The organism is Methylosinus sp. C49 (assembly GCF_009936375.1).
Classification (GTDB): domain Bacteria; phylum Pseudomonadota; class Alphaproteobacteria; order Rhizobiales; family Beijerinckiaceae; genus Methylosinus.
This window is the reverse complement of record NZ_AP022332.1, coordinates 3068642-3088614: the sequence shown is the minus strand read 5'-3', so window position 1 is coordinate 3088614 and position 19973 is coordinate 3068642. Positions and strand designations below refer to the sequence as shown.

At 66.2% G+C, this 19973-nt stretch carries 17 protein-coding genes; 9 read left to right on the top strand and 8 right to left on the bottom strand.

Going from position 1 to position 19973, the window contains the following annotated elements:
* Window positions 1–93: 93 nt before the first annotated feature.
* The 3 genes from carB to GYH34_RS14645 form a co-directional block, all read right to left on the bottom strand.
* Complete coding sequence (carB, locus tag GYH34_RS14655; protein ID WP_161914217.1) at window positions 94–3588, bottom strand: carbamoyl-phosphate synthase large subunit; 3495 nt, start codon at window positions 3586–3588, stop codon at window positions 94–96.
* A 261-nt stretch (window positions 3589–3849) separates the two neighbouring features.
* Window positions 3850–4158: a DUF167 family protein gene (locus GYH34_RS14650; protein ID WP_161914216.1), complete on the bottom strand. Its 309-nt coding sequence runs from the start codon at window positions 4156–4158 to the stop codon at window positions 3850–3852.
* Window positions 4155–4856, bottom strand: coding sequence for a spermidine synthase (locus tag GYH34_RS14645; RefSeq protein ID WP_161914215.1), 702 nt, complete (start codon window positions 4854–4856; stop codon window positions 4155–4157). The genes GYH34_RS14650 and GYH34_RS14645 overlap by 4 nt, the downstream gene beginning before the upstream one ends.
* Before the next feature lie 271 nt (window positions 4857–5127).
* On the opposite strand from GYH34_RS14645, the gene GYH34_RS14640 reads away from it, so the two are divergent.
* Window positions 5128–5934, top strand: a complete 807-nt coding sequence (locus GYH34_RS14640; RefSeq protein WP_161914214.1) for a sterol desaturase family protein — start codon at window positions 5128–5130, stop codon at window positions 5932–5934.
* A gap of 18 nt (window positions 5935–5952) precedes the next feature.
* On the opposite strand, the gene GYH34_RS14635 is transcribed toward GYH34_RS14640, so the two are convergent.
* Genes GYH34_RS14635 through GYH34_RS14625 form a run of 3 tightly spaced genes read right to left on the bottom strand, consistent with a single transcriptional unit; the run spans window position 5953 to window position 7977 of the window.
* Entirely contained in the window at window positions 5953–6960 is a 1008-nt protein-coding gene (locus GYH34_RS14635) for a pilus assembly protein TadG-related protein (RefSeq protein WP_161914213.1), read from the bottom strand.
* The gene (locus GYH34_RS14630; protein WP_161914212.1) at window positions 6953–7468 is read right to left on the bottom strand and encodes a TadE/TadG family type IV pilus assembly protein; all 516 of its coding nucleotides are present in this window, start codon (window positions 7466–7468) and stop codon (window positions 6953–6955) included. The genes GYH34_RS14635 and GYH34_RS14630 overlap by 8 nt, the downstream gene beginning before the upstream one ends.
* A complete protein-coding gene (locus tag GYH34_RS14625; RefSeq protein ID WP_161914211.1) occupies window positions 7465–7977 on the bottom strand; it encodes a TadE family protein in 513 nt (170 codons plus the stop codon). Before GYH34_RS14625 ends, GYH34_RS14630 begins: the two co-directional genes overlap by 4 nt.
* 350 nt (window positions 7978–8327) lie before the next feature.
* Here GYH34_RS14625 and GYH34_RS14620 point away from each other — a divergent pair, with 350 nt between their 5' ends.
* From GYH34_RS14620 to GYH34_RS14595, 6 genes are all read left to right on the top strand, one after another.
* Window positions 8328–9209: an outer membrane protein assembly factor BamD gene (locus GYH34_RS14620; protein WP_161914210.1), complete on the top strand. Its 882-nt coding sequence runs from the start codon at window positions 8328–8330 to the stop codon at window positions 9207–9209.
* A gap of 47 nt (window positions 9210–9256) precedes the next feature.
* On the top strand, window positions 9257–10933 hold the full coding sequence (recN, locus tag GYH34_RS14615) for a DNA repair protein RecN (protein ID WP_161914209.1): 1677 nt from the start codon (window positions 9257–9259) through the stop codon (window positions 10931–10933).
* Between the two features lie 81 nt (window positions 10934–11014).
* A complete protein-coding gene (locus tag GYH34_RS14610; RefSeq protein WP_161914208.1) occupies window positions 11015–11698 on the top strand; it encodes a lytic transglycosylase domain-containing protein in 684 nt (227 codons plus the stop codon).
* A gap of 349 nt (window positions 11699–12047) precedes the next feature.
* On the top strand, window positions 12048–12923 hold the full coding sequence (locus GYH34_RS14605) for a chorismate mutase (protein WP_161914207.1): 876 nt from the start codon (window positions 12048–12050) through the stop codon (window positions 12921–12923).
* Between the two features lie 4 nt (window positions 12924–12927).
* On the top strand, window positions 12928–14049 hold the full coding sequence (gene hisC, locus GYH34_RS14600; protein ID WP_161914206.1) for a histidinol-phosphate transaminase: 1122 nt from the start codon (window positions 12928–12930) through the stop codon (window positions 14047–14049).
* On the top strand, window positions 14042–14965 hold the full coding sequence (locus GYH34_RS14595; RefSeq protein WP_161914205.1) for a prephenate/arogenate dehydrogenase family protein: 924 nt from the start codon (window positions 14042–14044) through the stop codon (window positions 14963–14965). Before hisC ends, GYH34_RS14595 begins: the two co-directional genes overlap by 8 nt.
* Before the next feature lie 42 nt (window positions 14966–15007).
* Here the strand turns inward: GYH34_RS14595 and GYH34_RS14590 are convergent, their stop codons facing one another.
* A complete protein-coding gene (locus tag GYH34_RS14590) occupies window positions 15008–15958 on the bottom strand; it encodes a patatin-like phospholipase family protein (protein ID WP_161914204.1) in 951 nt (316 codons plus the stop codon).
* 116 nt (window positions 15959–16074) lie between these two features.
* On the opposite strand from GYH34_RS14590, the gene GYH34_RS14585 reads away from it, so the two are divergent.
* A complete protein-coding gene (locus GYH34_RS14585) occupies window positions 16075–17190 on the top strand; it encodes an ATP-binding protein (protein ID WP_161914203.1) in 1116 nt (371 codons plus the stop codon).
* A gap of 19 nt (window positions 17191–17209) precedes the next feature.
* On the opposite strand, the gene GYH34_RS14580 is transcribed toward GYH34_RS14585, so the two are convergent.
* Window positions 17210–18553, bottom strand: coding sequence for an FAD-dependent monooxygenase (locus tag GYH34_RS14580; protein ID WP_161914202.1), 1344 nt, complete (start codon window positions 18551–18553; stop codon window positions 17210–17212).
* A 170-nt stretch (window positions 18554–18723) separates the two neighbouring features.
* Between GYH34_RS14580 and GYH34_RS14575 the strand changes: the two genes are divergently transcribed.
* Entirely contained in the window at window positions 18724–19695 is a 972-nt protein-coding gene (locus GYH34_RS14575) for a quinone oxidoreductase (protein ID WP_161914201.1), read from the top strand.
* Window positions 19696–19973: the final 278 nt, after the last annotated feature.

Sequence of the window (19973 nt, the reverse complement as noted above, 5' to 3'; positions counted from 1 at the left end):
GGACCAGCGAAAGCTGCGGCGGACGGTCGGACTTCCTCGACATGAACGAGCCGCGGATGCGGCGGCCTTCACTTATATTCGCGCGGCGCGAGGTCACGCATTCGACGCGAAATAGTCCTGAAGGGCGCGGACTTCGAGATCTCCCGATACATAGGCCCTGATGCTCTGGACTGCTGCGATCGCGCCGGCCAGAGTCGTATAATAGGGGACTTTATGCAATAGCGCAGCTTGGCGCAAGGAACGAGAATCCGCCAGCGCCTGGGCGCCTTCGGTCGTGTTGAACACCAGCTGAACCGAGCCGTTCTTGATGGCGTCCACAATATGCGGGCGCCCTTCCGACACTTTGTTGAGCTTTTGCGCCGGCACGCCCTGTTCCTGCAGAAAGCGCGCCGTGCCGCCCGTCGCCACCACGGTGAAGCCGAGGCTCGCCAGCTGCTGGACCGCCGGTATGACGCGCGGCTTGTCGGCGTCGCGCACCGAGACGAAGACCGTTCCCTGCCGCGGCACCTTGGTGCCGCCGCCGAGCTGGCTCTTGGCGAAGGCGGCCTCGAAGCTGCGGTCGAGGCCGATGACCTCGCCGGTCGAGCGCATTTCCGGCCCGAGCACGGTGTCGACGCCGGGGAAGCGCGCGAAGGGGAAGACCGATTCCTTCACGCCGACGTGATTCGGCGCGCGGGAGGGCAAAGTGAAGGCCGAGAGCTTCTCCCCGGCCATGATCCGCGCCGCGATCTTGGCGATGGGCGCGCCGACCACCTTGGCGACGAAGGGGACCGTGCGCGAGGCGCGCGGATTGACCTCCAGCACGAAAATTTCGCCGTCCTTCAGCGCATATTGGACGTTCATCAGCCCGATGACGCCGAGCGCCTTGGCGAGCTGGATCGTCTGCCGCTCGAGCTCGGCCACCATCTCGGCCGACAGCGAGCGCGGCGGCAGCGAGCAGGCCGAATCGCCGGAATGAATTCCCGCTTCCTCGATATGCTCCATCACCCCGGCGATGGCCGCCTCCTCGCCATCGGCGAGGCAATCGACGTCCACCTCTATGGCGTCGGTGAGATAGCGGTCGAAGAGCAGCGGATTCTTGCCGAGAACCGTGTTGATCTGCCCGGTCTTGTCATTGGGATAGCGCGCCTTGACGTCCGACGGCACGAGGCTCGGCAGCGTGCCGAGCAGATAATCGTCGAGCGCATTCTGGTCGCGGATGATCGCCATCGCGCGTCCGCCCAGCACATAGGAGGGCCGCACCACCAGAGGCAGGCCGAGCTCGCCGGCCACGAGCCGCGACTGCTCCACCGAATAGGCGATGCCGTTTTTCGGCTGCTTCAAGCCGAGCTTGTCGAGCAGGCGCTTGAAACGGTCGCGATCCTCGGCGAGGTCGATCGAATCGACGGGCGTGCCGAGAATGGGCAGGCCCGCAGAGCTCAGCGCATGGGCGAGCTTCAAGGGCGTCTGGCCGCCATATTGGACGATGACGCCATGCAATGTCCCATTGCTGCGCTCTACGTCCAAAATCTCCTCCACATCCTCGGCCGTCAGCGGCTCGAAGTAGAGACGATCGGAGGTGTCGTAATCCGTCGACACAGTCTCGGGATTGCAATTGATCATGATGGTTTCATAGCCCGCGTCGGCGAGCGCGAAGCAGGCGTGGCAGCAGCAATAGTCGAATTCTATGCCCTGGCCGATGCGATTCGGCCCGCCGCCGAGAATGACCACCTTACGCTCGGCGGAAGGCCGCGCCTCATTGGCCGGCGCGCCGAGGAAGGGCGTCTCATAGGTCGAATACATATAGGCGGTGGGGGAGGCGAATTCCGCCGCGCAAGTGTCGATGCGCTTATAGACCGGCCGCACGTCGAGCGCCCGCCGCGCCGCGCGCACCTCCTTCTCGCCGGCGCCGGTGAGCGTCGCGAGGCGCGCATCGGAGAAGCCGGCGAATTTCAGGGCGCGGAAATTATCGGCGTCCTTGGGCAGGCCGAAGGCGCGCACTCTGGCCTCCAGCGCGACGATCTCCTCGATCCGCGCGATGAACCAGGGGTCGATCTTGCAGGCCTCGTGAATCTCCTGCGGATCCATGCCGAGCCGCAGCGCCTGGCCGACGACGAGCAGCCGATCCGGCGTCGGCGTGCCGAGCGCGGCGCGCAGCACATTCATATCGTCGCCGCGGCCCATTCCGTCGATCTCGATCTCGTCGAGGCCGGAGAGGCCGGTCTCCAGCGAGCGCAGCGCCTTTTGCAGCGATTCGGCGAAATTGCGTCCGATCGCCATGGCCTCGCCGACGGATTTCATCGCTGTCGTCAGAATCGGCTCGGCGCCGGGGAATTTCTCGAAGGCGAAGCGCGGAATCTTGGTGACGACATAATCGATCGTCGGCTCGAAGGAGGCGGGCGTCGCGCCGCCCGTTATGTCATTGGCGATCTCGTCCAGTGTGTAGCCGACGGCGAGCTTGGCGGCGACCTTGGCGATGGGGAATCCCGTCGCCTTGGAGGCCAGCGCCGAGGAGCGCGACACGCGCGGATTCATCTCGATGACGATCATGCGCCCGGTGGCGGGATCGACGGCGAATTGCACATTCGAGCCGCCCGTTTCGACGCCGATCTCGCGCAGCACGGCGAGCGAGGCGTCGCGCATGATCTGATATTCTTTGTCGGTCAGCGTCAGGGCAGGGGCGACGGTGATGGAATCGCCCGTATGCACGCCCATCGGATCGATATTCTCGATCGAGCAGACGATGATGCAATTGTCCGCTTTGTCGCGGACGACCTCCATCTCGTACTCTTTCCAGCCGATGACGCTCTCTTCGATGAGCACTTCGGTGGTCGGCGAGGCATCTAAGCCCCGCTCGATGATGTCGATGAACTCCGCCTTGTTATAGGCGATGCCGCCGCCCGTGCCAGCGAGGGTGAAGGAGGGGCGGATGATCGCCGGCAGGCCGATATCCTCCAGCGCCTCGAGCGCCTCGGTCAGGCCCTTGGAAATGTAGCGCCGCTTGCGCTCCGGCTCCTCCGCCTCCCAGCGGCGGCGGATTTCGGCGATTCTACCCTGCTTCTCCTCGGAGGAGAGAGCGGAGACCTCGATCTCGGCGATCTCGGCGTTGCGCTTGGCCTTGTCGGAGGTCTTGACGTCGGTGGCGTTGGCGAGACGCGAGCGCGGCGTCGCGAGGCCGATCTTGGTCATGGCCTCGCGGAACAATTCGCGATCCTCGGCCTTGTCTATGGCCTGGGCGTTGGCGCCGATCATCTCGACGTCGAATTTGTCGAGCACGCCCATGCGCTTCAGCGAAAGCGCGCAATTGAGCGCCGTCTGGCCGCCCATTGTGGGCAGAAGCGCGAAGCCGCCGGGCGCGGCGTAACGCTCCTTCTCGATGATCTTGGCGACGATCTCGGGCGTTATCGGCTCGACATAGGTCCGATCCGCCATATCGGGATCGGTCATGATCGTCGCGGGATTGGAATTGACGAGGACGATTCGATAGCCCTCGGCGCGCAGGGCCTTGCAGGCCTGAGTGCCGGAATAGTCGAATTCGCAGGCCTGGCCGATGACGATGGGGCCGGCGCCGATGATCAGAATGGTCGAGATGTCTGTTCGCTTCGGCATGTCGGTCCGTCTGTCATCCTTTCGTCGCGGGACGCTCCCCAGAATGGGGGAGAGCGCGCGTCTTGTCGTCTGTCGCGGCGCCGGCGCGCACAAAAAAAGGCCGCGCTGCAGCCCTTCCAAGGTCCAGCGCGCCCTCCCTAGAGACGAGATCGAGCGGGGCGAGAGGCCCGGCCCGGCGGTCGGCCGTGTGTTAGACGAGAATCTGCGGAAGGGGAAGGGGGCCGTCGCCCGCTGCGGCCAGATGAATGCGCCCCGTCGCGCTCATGATCGCCGAAATGGACCCGGGAGCTTTTGCGGCCCCGTGATCCGCAATTGCTTGTTGACGTTCATGCGTCCGAACACGACCTCGATCGCCGAGGGAGCGACGCCGAATTCGCCGGCGAGAAAGCGCACCATGTGATCGGTCGCCCGGCCTCGGCGCGGCGCCGTGGTCACGCTGACCTCGAGCTGATGGCCTCGGGGCTTGCCGATGGCGTCGCGACTGGCGGCCGGCCGTCCCAATATGTTGACCACAAGAGTTTCGCCTTCCCACCAGAAAAAAGGCTCGGCCTCCGTCGATTTGCGCGTCACGGATCGCCCCCTCGCGTCCGCAAATCGACGCGTGTGGCGAGCCAGATCACATGGCGCGCGCCGCCGACTCCGCGATGGGCGCGCGCCTTTGCCTCCTCGACGCGGAAGCCGGCCTTGCGCAGCCGCGCGGAAAACGCCCGATCCGGCGCGCAGGACCATACGGCCAGCACGCCGGCCGGACGCAGCGCGGCGCGCGCCGCCCGCAGTCCCTCCTCGCCATAGAGCCCGCCATTGGCGTCGCGCGTGAGGCCTTCTGGGCCATTATCGACATCGAGGAGAATGGCGTCATAGTAGCCGCGGCCAGAGCGGATCGCCCGCCCGACATCCTCCACCTCTATGCGCACGCGCGGGTCGGTCAGGCTGTCGCCGAAAATCTCCGCCATCGGCCCCCGGGCCCAGGCCACGACGGCGGGGACGATCTCGGCGACGGTGATCTGCGCCTTCGCCCCGAGGGCGCCGAGCGCGGCGCGCAAGGTGAAGCCCATGCCTAGGCCGCCGATGAGCGCGCGCGGCTGCGCCCGATCGGCGATTTTCGCGCAGGCGAGCGTGGCCAGCGCTTCCTCCGAGCCGCTGAGGCGGCTGTTCATCAGCTCATTATTGCCGAGCATGATGGAGAATTCCGCGCCCCGCCGCTTGAGCCGCAGCTCCTCCGCGCCGCCGGGGACGGGGGCCGTATCGAGCAGGGTCCAGGGGATCACGGGAGGTCACTTCCTTCGAGGGGGGCGTCGCATTTCAGCGGCGTGGTGATAGCGCGAGCCGAGATTCGGCGTCCAGCGCGGGGACGGCGGGATGGGCGGAGCAGCGCGAGCGCGGCCGGCGCTGCTCGTCCGAATTCAGAGCCTTGGGGCCGCGCCACATCGACTAGAAATTCGCCATGAACTCGGCTATAGGACGAAAAATTATCTCTGTTCGCCGCGCGGATTGCGGCCGGCGCGACGAACGGATCTCCCGATCGGAGTCCGCCTATCTATGTCGCTCGAACCATTCGGATATATCCCTCTCTCCTTTCTCGCCTGGGCCGCGCAGATGGTCGCGTTCCACGGGATCGGTTTCGCTTTCGAATGGTGTGATTCGACCGGCCGGCTGAAGCGCTTCAAGGTTCGCGACCTCGATCGCATGAGCTATCGCGAGCTGCTGCCGCGCGTTTTGTTCAATCAGACGGCGATACTCCTGCCCTCCATGCTGGCGGTGGAATATTTCGGCCTCGGCTTCATCGGCGCCCCGCATCTCTCCTGGACCGCGCTCGTTTGGACCATGATCGGCATGCTGATCGGCCACGACATCGTGCAATATGTCGCGCATCGCCATCTGCTGCATCATCCGGCGATGATGAATCGGCTCGGCCATGCGCTGCATCATCAGACCGGCGCCAGCAAGGCGATCAGCGCCTGCTATCAGTCCGGCGCGGATTTCTTCTTCGAGATCGTGCTGCCCTATCTGCTGCCGTTGGTTCTCGTCGGCGGCGGCGGCGCCAGCGTCGCTTTTCATCTGTGGATGACCAGCCTCGGCGCGCTCGGCGGGCTCTATGAGCATTCGGGCTATGATTTCGGCCTCGCCTTCCGCGATCCCGCGGCGAAGGGCTGGCGCAGGCGGCTCAACGGCGCGCTCGATCATCTCACCTCCAGCACGGCGCACGGCTTCCACCACACGCGCGGCAATGTGAGCTTTTCCGACGGCTTCGGCACGCCCGGCATTTGCGACACTCTGTTCAAGACGCGCTGGGACCTCGTGCCGGAGCGCGTGCGCCAGCGCGAGCGCGCGGCGGCCGCTAGCTGATCGCGCGGCGCCGCTCCCTCAATTGGTCAGCACGACGCCGGTCGCCTTGGCGGTGGAATCATTGGCGGCGCATGCCACCGACATGACCGCGTCATTATAGTCATAGTCGTCGGTGTTCCCGCCCATGTCGTTCCAGGCGTAATAGAGCGTCTTGCCCGCGGCCGAGGCGCAATTGAGCGCCGCATAGGTCGGCAATGAGGAGAGGCAGGAGCCGCTGACCAGCGACGATAGGCTGGTGACGACCTGAAGGCTGCAATTCTTCGTCACGCTCGGATAGGCGGTTTTGCTCGGCGGCGACAAATGCGAATAGAAATAATGCGACGAGCCCTGCGCGCCGCCATAGCCGTTCGACCCATAGCCGCCGCGTCCGCCGGTGACATTGTAGAGCGCCAGTCCCAATTTCTGCCCGGCGGTGAGCGTCACTTTGATCGTGCCGGAGGTGGAGCCGCCGCTGTTGCTGAACAGCTTGGTGAGGCTGGAGGTCGTGGGCGTCGAGCCGTCGCTCGGCACGATGTAATAATAGAGCGTGTTGGCGTCCAAGGCGCTGGAGTTGAATTGCGATAGGGCGATGCTCGCCGTGTAGACGAAGTTTTTCGCCGTGGCCGTCACCGATATCGGCGCATTGGCCATAATGGCGCTCAGCATCTGGCTCTTCGCCGTGGCCGAGGCCGTCACCGTGACGATATAGGCCGCAGTCGAGCTGCTGGAGCTGGCCGTCGAGGTCGTCGCCGAATAGCTGACCGAGGTCGAGGAATTCGACAGAAGCGCGACGGCGCCGGCCATATAGGCTTTGGCGGCGGTGACGGCGGCGGCGCTGGTCGAGGAGGAGACATAGGCGGTCGCGCCGGCCAAGGCCGCCTGATCGACAGCGTTCTGCAATCGTGAGCGAGTCGCGAAGGCGCTCGCCAGATTGACGCCGGCGCCGATCAGCAGAGCGAGCGGCAGCAATACTGCGGCGAACAGCAGCACCGCCGCGCCGCGACGATCCGCGCGGAAGCGGGCGATTGTCGATATCGGCTCAATCATGAGTCACCTTCGATCCGTTGCGGGGCTTGGCGACCGCGATCGCCGAGAAGGAGAATGTCGAGGGCAGCACGTAGGAGACCGGGGCCGCATAGGCGTAGGTCGCCTGCACCACGATGGCGCTGTCGCCGGAAGTCGGCGTGTAGGTCGTCGCCAGCGTCGGCGCATTGGTCGTCGCGGAGGCGGAGCCGCAGCTCGTGTCCTGCCAGTCTTTCGCCCGGCCGCTGCTCGAATAGACGACGCTCGTCACCGCGGCTTTGAAGCCGGAGCTCGTCAGCGGCGAAAGCGCCAATTGCGCGCCCGAGCAGAGATTGGACATGATCGTCGTGGAGACGTTCGTCTGCTGGGAGACGAGATCGGCCAAGGTCTGCGCCGCCAGCCGCACTTTCCAGCTCGCGCGAATGAGCTGCGTCGCCTCGAAGGCGCCGAGAGTGAGCATGAGGGCGACCGGCGCGATCAGCGCGAATTCGACGAGCGCGACGCCGCCGTCCTGTCGAAGCGGGCGGCTCATGAATAGGGCTCGTTCTGGAAGGCGACCGTCGACAAAATCAGCAGATAGCCGTTCTTGCCGAAGACGGCGGAGAGCCAAGGCGCGAACAGCTTGCGCGTGAAGCCGACCTGCACCAGCACGTCCGATCCGCCCGAGCCGATGGAAAAGCTCGTATTGGTCAGCGCATTGGAGCTGTCGGTCGTGATTGTCGTCGAAAGGGCGGAGAAGCTCGTCCCCGATTGGACCGTATATTTGATCGAAGCGCAGGGGACGACGCCATAGAGATAGGCGCAGAGCGTCGTCTTGAAGTCCGTCGACGTCGTCGTCGCGCCGATCTTGACGCTGCGCGCCGCCCGCAATGTCGCGCTGTCCAGCACGCTCTGCTCGAGCAAAGTCATGCCGAGATCGATCCACACGACCAGGATCAAAATGAAAATCGGCGCGATGAACGCGAATTCGACCGCCGTCGCGCCGCTTCGACATTCGGAGAAGGCGGCGCGCCTCTCACATGCTCCCAATGTGGCCGTCATGGCGCTCCGCTCCTGCGTGGGAAATTATCCCACATCATGAGGGGCGGGTGTTACCTAGGCATTAATGCGATCATGGGAGGGGCCGCGGGGAGTATTTCGTGCGCTCGCCCGCGCCAGTCTGCGGAAACCCGACGCCCGCCATAATGTCGCCCGAACTCGCCCGTCATCTGGCCGTCGCAGCAAGGCGATTCCGCGTTCCGCATTGCGGGAGGCTCGGGCGCCGGCCGCCGCCGAACTGTCTCGCGAGCGCGGCCCGCGCGCTTGTTTTTATCGTGGATCGGGCCGGGTGGCGCGTCCCGGAGATTTGGTCTACAGAAAGTAAACCGCCTACGCCCGATGAGGTCGATCACATGCCGATGATTTTCCGCTCGTCCCGTTATCGCGTCGCGGTTCTCGCCTGCGCTCTGCTCGCGGCGGCGCCGGCTCGCGCCGACATTCTGGACAGCATCACGAGCGGCTTCGGTCTCTTCTCGGGCGAGAAATACAAGACCGAGATTCTGCCCGATATTCCGGCCGAGGATATTTACAATCAGGGCCTCGCGCGCATGGACGCCCATGATTACGAGAACGCCGCCAAGAAGTTCGGCGAGCTCGAGAAGCAATATCCCTTCTCCCAATGGGCGCGCAAAGGCCTGCTGATGCAGACTTTCGCGCAATATCAGAAGCCCGCCTATGACGACGCGGTCGCCTCGGCGCAGCGCTACATCGGCCTCTATCCGACCTCTCCCGACACGCCCTATATGTATTATCTCGCGGGAATGTCTTATTATAATCAGGTGCCTGCGGTGATGCAGGACCAGGAGAGCGCCGAGAAGGCGCTGGCCATCTTCACCCAGCTCGTCGAGAAATTCCCCAAGTCGGAATATGTGACCGACGTCAAATACAAGATCCAGGTGGCGCGTGATCAGCTCGCCGCCAAGGACATGACGGTCGGCCGCTTCTATCTGACGCGCAAAAATTACGCGGCCGCGGTCAATCGCTTCCACGACGTTCTCGCCAAATATCAGACCACTCGTCACGCCGAGGAGGCGCTGTATCGGTTGACGGAGGCCTATTTCGCCATGGGCGTCGTCAATGAGGCGCAGACGGCGGCGGCCATTCTGGGGCATAATTTCCCCGATTCGTCCTGGTACAAGGACGCGCATTCGCTGCTCGCGACGGGCGGCGTCGCGCCCGAGGAACATCAGGGCTCCTGGCTCTCCAAGATCGGCAAGACGCTCGGCGCCAGCTGAGCGTTCGCGAGGGCGAGCCGAGGGAGCCGGAAGAGTAGAGCGCGCGCATGCTCGTCCGTTTGTCTATTCGCGATATCGTCCTCATCGACAGGCTCGATCTCGAGTTCGCGTCCGGCCTGACCACGCTGACCGGCGAGACCGGCGCCGGCAAATCCATCCTTCTCGACGCTTTCCTGCTGGCGCTGGGCGCGCGCGGCGACGCGTCGCTGGTGCGCGCCGGCGAGGAGCAGGGGCAGGTGACGGCGGCCTTCGATCTGCCGCGCGACCATCCGGCCCTCGCCGCGGCGCGCGAGTTCGGCCTGGACGCTGAGGACGAGCTGGTCTTGCGCCGTGTGCAGACCAGCGACGGCCGCACCCGCGCCTTCGTCAATGACCAGCCGGCGAGCGCCCAGGCGTTGCGCGCCATCGGCGCCTCGCTGGTCGAGATCCATTGCCAGCACGATGATCGCGCGCTCGTCGATCCGAGCGCGCATAGAGCGCTCGTCGACGCGCACGGGGCGCTCGGCGAGGCGGCGGCGGAGGTGCGCGAGCTGCATGGCGCCCTGCAGCGCGCCCGCCGCGAGCTGGCCGAGGAGGAGGCGCGCGTCGCCAAGGCGCGGGCCGAGGCCGATTATCTGCGCCACGCCAATGAGGAGCTGGAGGCGCTGGCGCCGCAGCCCGGCGAGGAGGCCGCGCTCGCCGAGCGGCGCCAGACCATGCAGCGCTCCGAGAAAGTGGCCGGCGATCTGCGTGACGCGCTCGAGGCTTTTTCCGGCGATCATTCACCCGCCGGCGAAATCGCCTCCGCCGCACGTCGTCTGGAGCGGCGCGCGACCCAGGCGCCGCAGCTGATCGAGCCGCCGGCCAAGGCGCTCGCCCAGGCGCTGGATGCGCTCTCTCTCGCCGAGCAGGCGCTGGAGCAGGCGCTCCGCGACGCCGATTTCGATCCGCGCGAATTGGAGCGCATAGAGGAGCGGCTCTTCGCTTTGCGCGGCGCCGCGCGCAAGCATCAGACCAGCGTCGACGCGCTGCCGGCGCTCGCCGAGCGCTTCGCCGCCGATCTCGCCGCGCTGGACGCCGGCGAGGCGCGCATCGTCGCGCTGAGCGAGGCGGTCGCCAGAGCGCTGGCCGCCTACGCCAAAGCGGCGGAGAGCCTCTCCGCGGCGCGGCGCGCGGCGGCCAAGACGCTCGACGCTCTGGTGGAGGGCGAGCTGAAGCCGCTGAAGCTGGAAGGCGCGCGCTTTCGCACTGAGATCGTCAGCGATCCCGCGACCGGCGGGCCGGACGGCTATGACCGCGTCGAATTCTGGGTGCAGACCAATCCGGGCTCGCGGCCCGGCCCGCTAGTGAAGGTCGCCTCCGGCGGCGAGCTCGCGCGTTTCATGCTGGCGCTGAAAGTCGTGCTCGCCGATCGCGGCTCGGCGCCGACGCTGGTCTTCGACGAGATCGACACCGGCGTCGGCGGCGCGGTGGCGGACGCCATCGGCCAGCGTCTGGCGCGGCTCGCGAAACGCGCGCAAGTGCTCACCGTCACCCATGCGCCGCAAGTGGCGGCGCGCGCCGGCCGGCATTTGCGTATCGCCAAAGGCGCCGTGAAAGGCAAGGCGAAAGACCGCGTGGCGACGCGCGTCGCCGAGCTGGAAGAGGCCGAGCGGCGCGAGGAGATCGCCCGCATGCTCTCGGGCGCCGCCATCACCGACGAGGCTCGCGCGGCGGCCCGTCGGCTGCTGGAAGGGGCGGGCTGAGATCCGTACGGATTCGGGCCGATTTGGCGAAAGCTCGATCTTCAGTTAAGAAGCGCTAACCAAATCGGCTCGGGAGGACGAATGAGACTGGCGATTTGCGCGGCGACCGCCGCCTTGGGCTTTGCGCTCGCGGGCTGCAATTCCTCTTCTCCCGAACGTCAATTCGTCGCCAAGGCGGTCGAAGAGCCGCCGCCGCCGAAGGCGAAGCTCTCGCAGCGCGAGAAGCTGGAGGACAGCATTTCCCGCTGCGCGCGCACCTACGACATTCCCGAATCGCTGATCCATACCGCCGTCCGCCGCGAGAGCAATTACAATCCCGCCGCCAAGAACGGACCGTATTGGGGCTTGATGCAGATCCGCTACGACACGGCGCGCAGCGTCGGCTACAGCGGCCCGGCCAAGGGCCTGCTCGACGCGGAAACCAATCTCGCCTACGCCGGCGCCTATCTCGCCAACGCCTTCCGCGTCGCCGGCGGCGACGCCCAGCGCGCCATTCAGCTCTACGCCAAGGGCTTTTATTACGAGGCCAAGCGCAAGGGCCTGCTCGGCCAGATGGCCAGCGGGCGCTCCTCCGCCGACGAGAAGAACGAGCCGACGACGACCGTGGCCGAGGCGGAGCCGCCGGTCACTGTGTTGGCCGCGATCAATATTCCGGCGGGCAAGCATGTCAGGCCGGCCGAGCCGCAAGCGCAGCCGGAGCCGGTCATGATGTATACCGAAGCGCAGGCCCCGGTCGCGCTGGAGGAGCAGCCGGCGCAGCAATAGGGCCGAGCGTCAAAAAGCGTCCGGCCAGCGGCGCGCTCCGTGATAGAGACGCAATATGTGAAATGGCCTCATTCTGCATGCGATAAGGAACCAGGCAGGGCGTTCCTGCGACGACGAATTCCCGTGTGCCGAAAATGCGGGAACAGCGTTGTTCCGCTCGTGGTTTCGAGTTTCCAGAACGTCGCGGCGTGGATGACTGCGACAAGCGCGGTCACGACTCTGGAAACATCCGCTCCTCGGCCCTGGTTCGGAGCCTTCGAGCCCGCATGGAGCCCGTCCCCTCGCATTGCCTCCCGAGCCGCGCTGGCCTAAGACAGCCCTCCGCCCTTTTCGAAGCCAGCCCGCGCCGATGCGAGACGACTCTTTGCCCAAGATCGAGACCGAAACGCTCGCGGATCTGCGCGACGAGATCGACCGCATCGATCGCGAGATGCATGGCCTGCTGATGCAGCGCGGCGAAATCATCGATCGGCTGATTGCGGTGAAGGGCCAGAACGGCGCCTCGGCCTTTCGGCCCGACCGCGAGGCGCGGATGATGCGCGCGCTGGTCTCCCGGCATACGGGCCTGCTGCCGGTCGATACGGTCGAGGGCATTTGGCGCATCATCGTCTCGACCTTCACCTATATGCAGGCGGAATATTCTCTCCACGCCGATGATTCCGGCGGCGACGCCGCCATGCGCGACAGCGCGCGCTTCCACTTCGGCTTCACTGTGCCTTACCTCACCCATCACGGCGCCGGCGCCGTGGTCGCGGCGGTGGCGGGCTCCAAGGGCGATCTCGGAATGCTGCGCTCGGCCGGCGCGCAGGAGGAGGGCGCCTGGTGGACGCGCCTCATCGGCGAGAACGCGCCCAAGATCATCGCGCGCCTGCCCTTCGTCGAGCGGCCCAATCATCCGGCCGGCCTGCCGGTGCTGATCGTCGCCAAGCCGCTGGCCGAGGCCGCCTCGCAGGATATCGCCCTCTATGCGCTCACGCTGCCGAAATGGCATGCGGCCGCGCCGGCGGCGATCGACGCGCTGGCCGGCGAGATTCTCGCCACCGCGCCGCAGGGCGGCGAGCTGTCGCTGCTCGTCGCCGCGCCCGGCCATGTGAAAGCCGCGCAATTTGTGGAAGAGCTGGCGCGCGCCCGCGTCGGCCGCGCCAGCGCCGAGCCGGTCGGCAGCCATGCGGCGCGTTTCGAATTGGACACGGCCCGCAGCGGCGTTTTTGCTCCGAGGAGTTGACGAGATGACCAAACCTGTCGTGCGTCGAAGCGTGCTGGCGATCGACGCTTACGTGCCCGGCAAGAGCGCCGCTCCGGGCGCCGCGCGCGTCTTCAAGCTCTCGGCCAATGAGACGCCGCTCGGCCCGTCTCCCAAAGCCGTGGAGGCGCTGCGCGCGCTGGCGCCCAAGATCGCCGCCTATCCCGACGGCTCGGCGACGCGCCTGCGGCAGGCGATCGGCGCGGCGCATGGGCTCGATCCCGAGCGCATCGTCTGCGGCGCCGGCTCCGATGATATTCTCGCTCTGCTCGCGCACGCTTTCATCGAGCCGGGCGACGAGGGGATCTACACGCAGTATGGATTCCTGGAGTATCGCATCGTCATTCTGGCCGCGGGCGGCGTTCCCGTCATCGCGCCGGAAACCGATTACAAAGCGAGCGTCGACGCGATTTTGGAGAGGGTGACGGAGCGCACGAAAATCGTCTTCGTCGCCAATCCCAATAATCCGACCGGGACCTATCTGCCGAAATCCGAGATTCTGCGCCTCGCCGATGCGCTGCCGCCGCATGTCGTGCTCGTCATCGACGCGGCCTATGCGGAATATGTGCGCGCGGAAGATTATTCGGCGGCGCTCGAGCTCGCCTCGACGCGCGACAATGTGGTGACGACGCGCACTTTCTCGAAAATCTACGGCCTCGCCGGGCTGCGGCTCGGCTGGGGCTATGGCTCGGCGCATATAATGGATGCGCTGAACCGGCTGCGCGGCCCCTTCAATGTGAGCAGCGCGGCGATCGAGGCGGGCATAGAGGCGGTGCAGGACAAAGCGCATCTCGAGGCGGCGATCGCGCATAATGCGCGCTGGCTGCCGTTTCTGACGCGCGAGATCGAGGCGCTGGGGCTCGAGGTGCTGCCGAGCGTCGCCAATTTCATCGCCATTCGTTTTCCCGACGAGGCCGGGCGCACGGCGGCGGACGCCGATCGCTTCCTCACCTCGCGCGGGCTCGTGCTGCGTGCGATCGGCGCCTATGGAATGCCGCAATTCTTGCGGCTGACCATCGGCTCGGAGGAGGCCAATCGCCTCGTCGTCGCGGCGCTCGGCGAATTCACCGCCTCATGGCGCGCGGCGCCGCGGGCCGCGCATGGCTGACCCGCGCGCGCCGATCTTCGAGAAGGTCGCGCTGATCGGCCTCGGCCTCATCGGCTCGTCGATCGCGCGCGGCGCGCGCGCCTATGGCGCCGCGACGCGCATCGCCGCGAGCGACGCCTCGGAAGAAGTGCTGGCGCGCGTGCGCGAGCTCGGCATCGCCGATGAGACGACGGCCGATCTCGCTGAAGCCGTCACGGGCGCCGATCTCGTCATTCTCTGCGTGCCGGTCGGCGCTTGCGGCGAGGTCGCGCGCGTGATCGCGCCGCATCTCGCGCCGGGCGCCATTCTCTCCGACGTCGGCTCGGTGAAGGGCGCCATTGTCGCGCAGGTCGCGCCGCATGTGCCGGCCAGCGCGCATTTCATTCCCGCGCATCCGATCGCCGGCACGGAATATTCCGGGCCGGACGCCGGCTTTGCGACGCTGTTCCAAAATCGCTGGTGCATTCTCACGCCGCAGGACGGTTTCGACGGCGAGGCGGTGAAGAAGCTCTCGGCTTTTTGGACGCGGCTCGGCGCCAATGTCGAGACGATGAGCGCGACGCATCATGATCTGGTGCTGGCGGTGACGAGCCATCTGCCGCATCTCATCGCCTACAATATCGTCGGCACGGCCGCCGATCTCGAGGAGGTCACGCAGTCCGAGGTGATCAAATTCTCGGCGTCGGGCTTTCGCGATTTCACCCGCATCGCCGCTTCCGATCCGACCATGTGGCGCGATATTTTCTTGAACAACAAGGACGCCGTGCTGGAGATGCTCGGCCGTTTCGACGAGGATTTGACGGCGCTGCGCCGCATGATCCGCACCGGCGACGGCGACGGGCTGTTCGCGCTGTTCACGCGCACCCGCGCTATCCGCCGCAGCATCATAGAGCAGGGGCAGGATACGGCGGCGCCGGATTTCGGACGAAGGGAATAGGGAAGGGAGCGAATAGAGCGACGAGCTCACTCGCTGTTCGCTTCAGATCAGCCCCATCACCTGCAGCGCGTCGGAAATCTCCTCGCGCCGTTTCTCCACCGCCGCCTCGCCTTCGCGCACGGCTTCCTCCGTGCGATCGAACTCGAGCAGACCGATATGGCCGACGCGCGGCGTGATGTGAACGTCGGGCGGATCGCCGGCGAGGCGCGAGCGCGTCAAGCGGTCCTGCATGATGCTGAGCGAGGTCGTCATCACGCCGAAAATGCTGGGCCGGTCGGGGTCGCGGCGGAAGACGCCGCGCGTCAGCGACTCGGTGAGCGAGGCGACGAAGGGTTTCTGCTTTTGCTCGAGCAGCGTGACCGGATCGAAGCCCATGGTCGAAGGGATGCGCGCGGCGTCGCGCGATTTCCCGATGATGTCCGTGTTGAGATTGACCGCGATCACCAGCTCCGCGCCGAGCGCGCGGCAGGCGGCGACAGGCAGAGGATCGACCAGCGCGCCATCGGCGAGCCAGCGCCCGTCCACCTCCATGGGCGGAAACAGGCCCGGCAGCGAGAAGGAGGCGCGTAGCGTCTCGGCGAGATCGCCCTTCTGCAGCCAGATCTCATGGCCGGTGATGAGATCGGTGGCGACCGCGACGAAAGGCGTCGACAGCGTCTCGACGCGCAGCGGCCCTAGCGCGCGGCGCAACTCCATCAGCAGCCGATCGCCTTTGATGAGGCCGCCATAGCCGAGCTGGAGATCGAGATAGGAAACGATCTTGCGCTTGTCGAGCGAGGCGGCCCAGGCTTCCAGCTCGTCGAGCTTGCCGGCGAGAAAGCATCCGCCGACGAGCGCGCCCGCGGAGGTTCCGGCGACGACATCGAAGACGACGCCCATGCGCGTCAGCGCGCGCACCGCGCCGATATGCGCCCAGCCGCGCGCCATGCCGGAGCTGAGCGCGAGGCCGATCTTGCGCCTGCCGAGCGGATGCTCCTCTTTGTCGGGCGTCACCGTGGCTTTCCTCGTCGTCGCCGCTCAGGCTCTTTTTTTCGCTCCCCGGCGTTCACATATCACATCCGCCGCCTTCGGGGGGCGAGGGCGAAGGTCACGCCGCGGAGGGAGCGCGGATGAGCGCCGAGACGGTCGAGCATGATCGCTATCGCGTGATGGTCGAGGCTTCGCCGGCGGCGATTCTCATCGTCGGCTCAGATGGGCTGGTGCGCTACGCCAATCATGAGACGGAGCTTTTGTTCGGCTATGCGCGCGATGAGCTGATCGGCCGCTCGGTTGATCTTTTGACGCCGGCGGTCGTCCAACGCCGCCACGCCGCCTACCGCCGGCTCTTTTACGCCGATCCGAGCCGCCGCATGATGGGCGTCGGCCATGAGATCAAGGCGCGGCGTCGCGACGGCGGCGAGTTTCCGGTCGAGATCGGGCTCGCGCCGCTGGCGACCGCGCGCGAGCTGCTGGTGACGGCCACGATCCTCGACATGACGAGGCGGCGAGAGGTGGAGCGCGCGCTCACCGCCAGCGTCGCGGAGCTCGAGCGCGCCAATGAGCGGCTCGGCCAATTCGCCTATGTCGCCTCCCTCGATCTGCAGCAGCCGTTGAACGAGATCGCCGCGCAATCGACACGGCTCGACGCCGCCATGGCGGCGGGATGCTGCGAGGAGATCGCGCAGGCGAGCGCGCATATGCGTTGCGCGGCCGTGCGCGGGCGCAAGCTCGTCGGCGATCTGCTCATTTATGCGCGCACTATCTACGGCGATCAGCAATTGGAGGCGCTGGATCTGCGCGAGGAGGTGCAATTCTCCCTCGCCGCGCTGGCGCAATCGATCGAAGCGGGCGCGACGCGGCTCGAGGTCGATATTCCCGCCGCCGCTTTCGTCGGCGACCGCGCGCAATTCGCCTGCCTGATGCAGAATATCGTCGCGAATGCGGTGAAATATCGCAAGCCCGGCCGGCCGGCCGAGGTGACGATCGCGGCGACGCTGGAGCAGGGCGCCATTCGCCTCTCCATCGTCGACAAAGGCGTCGGCTTCGAGCAGGATTTCGCGCAGCGAATTTTCGAGCCCTTCAGCCAGCCGCAGAGCGATGTGGAATATGCCGGCGCCGGCATAGAGCTGGCGATCTGCAAATCTATCGCGGATCGTCACGGCTGGGAGATAGAGGTCGAGTCGCAGCCGGGCGACGGCACGGCGTTCCGCCTCGCGATACCGGCGCTATTCGCGCCGTCTTTGTGAGACCTTCTCCCGCGCGCGCTCAGCCCAGGCGCGAGGCCGTCTCGCGCAAATGGGCGAAGGCGCCTCTGGCGGCGTCGACCAGCGCCTCCGGGCCGCGCGGTCGCTTGCCGCGCATGCGGGGCTCCTTGGGCGCCTCCTCGCGCATCAGCCGCGGCTGCGCGAGATGCGGCGCCACGCCTTCGCGCATCACGGCGCGACGCAGCGGGCCGAGCGCCGTCATGGCGATGAAGCCCGCGCCGCGAATGAGATCGATCGGCAGATAGGGGATGATCAGCGAGCGATTGAGCAGATCGACGCCATGGGTGCGGAAGCCGATATCGGCGCGGCGATGCACTTCATAGCGCATCAGCGCGCGCGCGAGCTCCTTGGGATTGCGCAGATCGACGCTGGCGAGGCAATCCTCGAGGTCGGCGACGTCGCGCAGGCTGAGATTGAGGCCCTGCGCGCCGATCGGCGGAAACACATGGCAGGTCTCGCCGACCAGCGCGAGGCGCTGCGCCGTCAGCCGCGACACTTGCAGCCCGCCCATGCGGAACTCGCCTATGCCGCTCTCGATCGTGATGGAGCCGAGCTTCTCGCGCGAATAATCCTCCATCTCGTATTGCAGCTCGTCGCGCGGCTTGGCGACGCGGCGCTTGGCGTCGCGCGGGCTCATCAGCCAGACGAGGCTGGAGCGATGCTCCGCGCCTTCGCGCGGCGGCAGCGGCACCAGAGTGAAGGGGCCGGAGCGCGTGTGAAATTCGGTCGAGACATTGTCGTGCGGCAGCTCGTGACGCAGCAGAGCGGTGAGCGCCACTTGCGGATAGGTCCATTCCTTCGTGTCTATGCCGGCGGCGGCGCGCGCCTTGCTGCCGCGCCCATCGGCGGCCACGATGAAATCGGCGGCGATGCGGCGCCCGTCCGCGAGGATCGCGGTCGCGCCATCCTCCTCGAATTCATAGTCGGCGATGTCGGTCTCGATGATCTCGAAGCTCTGCGCCGCGCGGGCGTGCTCGAGCAGAATGGCGGTCAGCTCGTCATTGGAGACATTGAGGCCGAAGGCGGGAAGATCGATCTCCTCCGAGCGCATGACGAGATCGGGCACGGGGAGAAGCTGGTCCGTGTCGTCGATCATCTGGATCGTCTCGATCGGACAGGCGGCGGCGCGGACCTTCTCCAGCACGCCGATCGAATCGAGAAAGCGCACCGAGGCCTCGAACAGCGCGATGGTGCGGCCCGGCAGGGGCGGGGGGAAGCGCCCGGCGAGCGTCACCCGCCAGCCGGCGTTGGCGAAGGCGAGGGCGGCGGCTATGCCCGTGGAGCCGGCCCCGGCGACGAGAATTTGCGTGTCGATCGTGGGGCTTCCCGCCAATGTCTCGGCCATGTGCTGCGTCTCCGTTTCGGGAATCCTTCTACACCATGGGGAGGGGAAGGCGAAGCCGCCCACCGGCGGCTTTCCGCCGCTACCCGAAAATCTGTTGGCTTTGTCGCCTGCGTCAATCCATGGTCGTAATCGACGCGGATTTTGCGACGCGAAGTCATTCGGAGAAAATCATGGTGAAGGCGATACGCATTTACGAGACGGGCGGGCCGCAGGTTCTGCGCTATGAGGATGTCGAGTTGCCGCCGCCGGGGCCGGGCGAGGCGCAGATCGTCCAGAGGGCGATCGGCGTCAATTATATCGACATCTATCTGCGTAGCGGCGCCTATCCCGCCGATCTTCCCTTCATTCCGGGCTATGAGGGCGCGGGCGAGGTGGTCGCGCTCGGCGAGGGGGTCGATGAATTCGAGATCGGCGATCGCGTCGCCTATGTCGGACCGCTCGGCGGCTATGCGGAGGCGCGCAATATTCCCGCCGCCTCGCTTGTGAGGCTGCCGAAGTCCTTTTCCTTCGAGACCGGCGCCTCGATGATGCTCAAAGGGCTCACCGCGCAATATCTGCTGCGGCGGACCTACAAGGTGAAGGAGGGCGACCGCATTCTCGTCCATGCGGGCGCGGGCGGCGTCGGCCAATTGCTCTGCCAATGGGGAAGTGCGCTGGGCGCGCAGGTGATCGCCACCGTCGGCGACGAGGAGAAGGCGAAGATCGCCAAGGAGGCCGGCGCGGAGCATGCGATTCTCTATCGCAGCGAGGATTTCGCCGCCGCCGTGCGGGAGATCACCCGCGGCAAGCTCTGCGACGCCGTCTATGACGGCGTCGGCCGTGACACTTTTCCCGCCTCGCTCGATTGCCTGAAGCCTTTCGGACTTTTCGTCAGCTATGGCTCCGCCTCCGGCAAGATCGAGGCTTTCGATATCAATCTTCTGTCGCAGAAGGGCTCGCTATTTGCGACGCGACCCTCGCTCTTCGCGCATATTGCGCGGCGCAAGGACTATGAAAAAATGACCAAGGATGTGGTGCGCGCGATCAAGAAGGGCGTGCTGCGGCTCGAGCGACCGGCCCTTTTTCGGCTCGAGGACGCCGCTCTCGTCCATGCCGACCTCGAGGCGCGGCGCACGACAGGCGCGCTCGTGCTCGTTCCCTGAGCCTTCCGTCGGGCGACGCTGCAAAATCTTCACCCGTGTGACATTTTTACCACAGGCGCGCCGTGGGGCTCGGGTCGCAGAATTTAGCGAATTGAATTTGCGGGCGCTGCCGAAGCGCTTTGTTCGGCCCCGCCCGCTCGGGCGGCGCTGAACCGAGGCCGTGTCGGCGCTTTTCCTGGCCGGGCCTGGACAAATGCGACCTTTTATGCCGGGCGCGGCGACGAGGAATCGGGTAGGCTCCAAAATTGTTCCGGCTTTGAGGTTCCTCCCACCTCCCG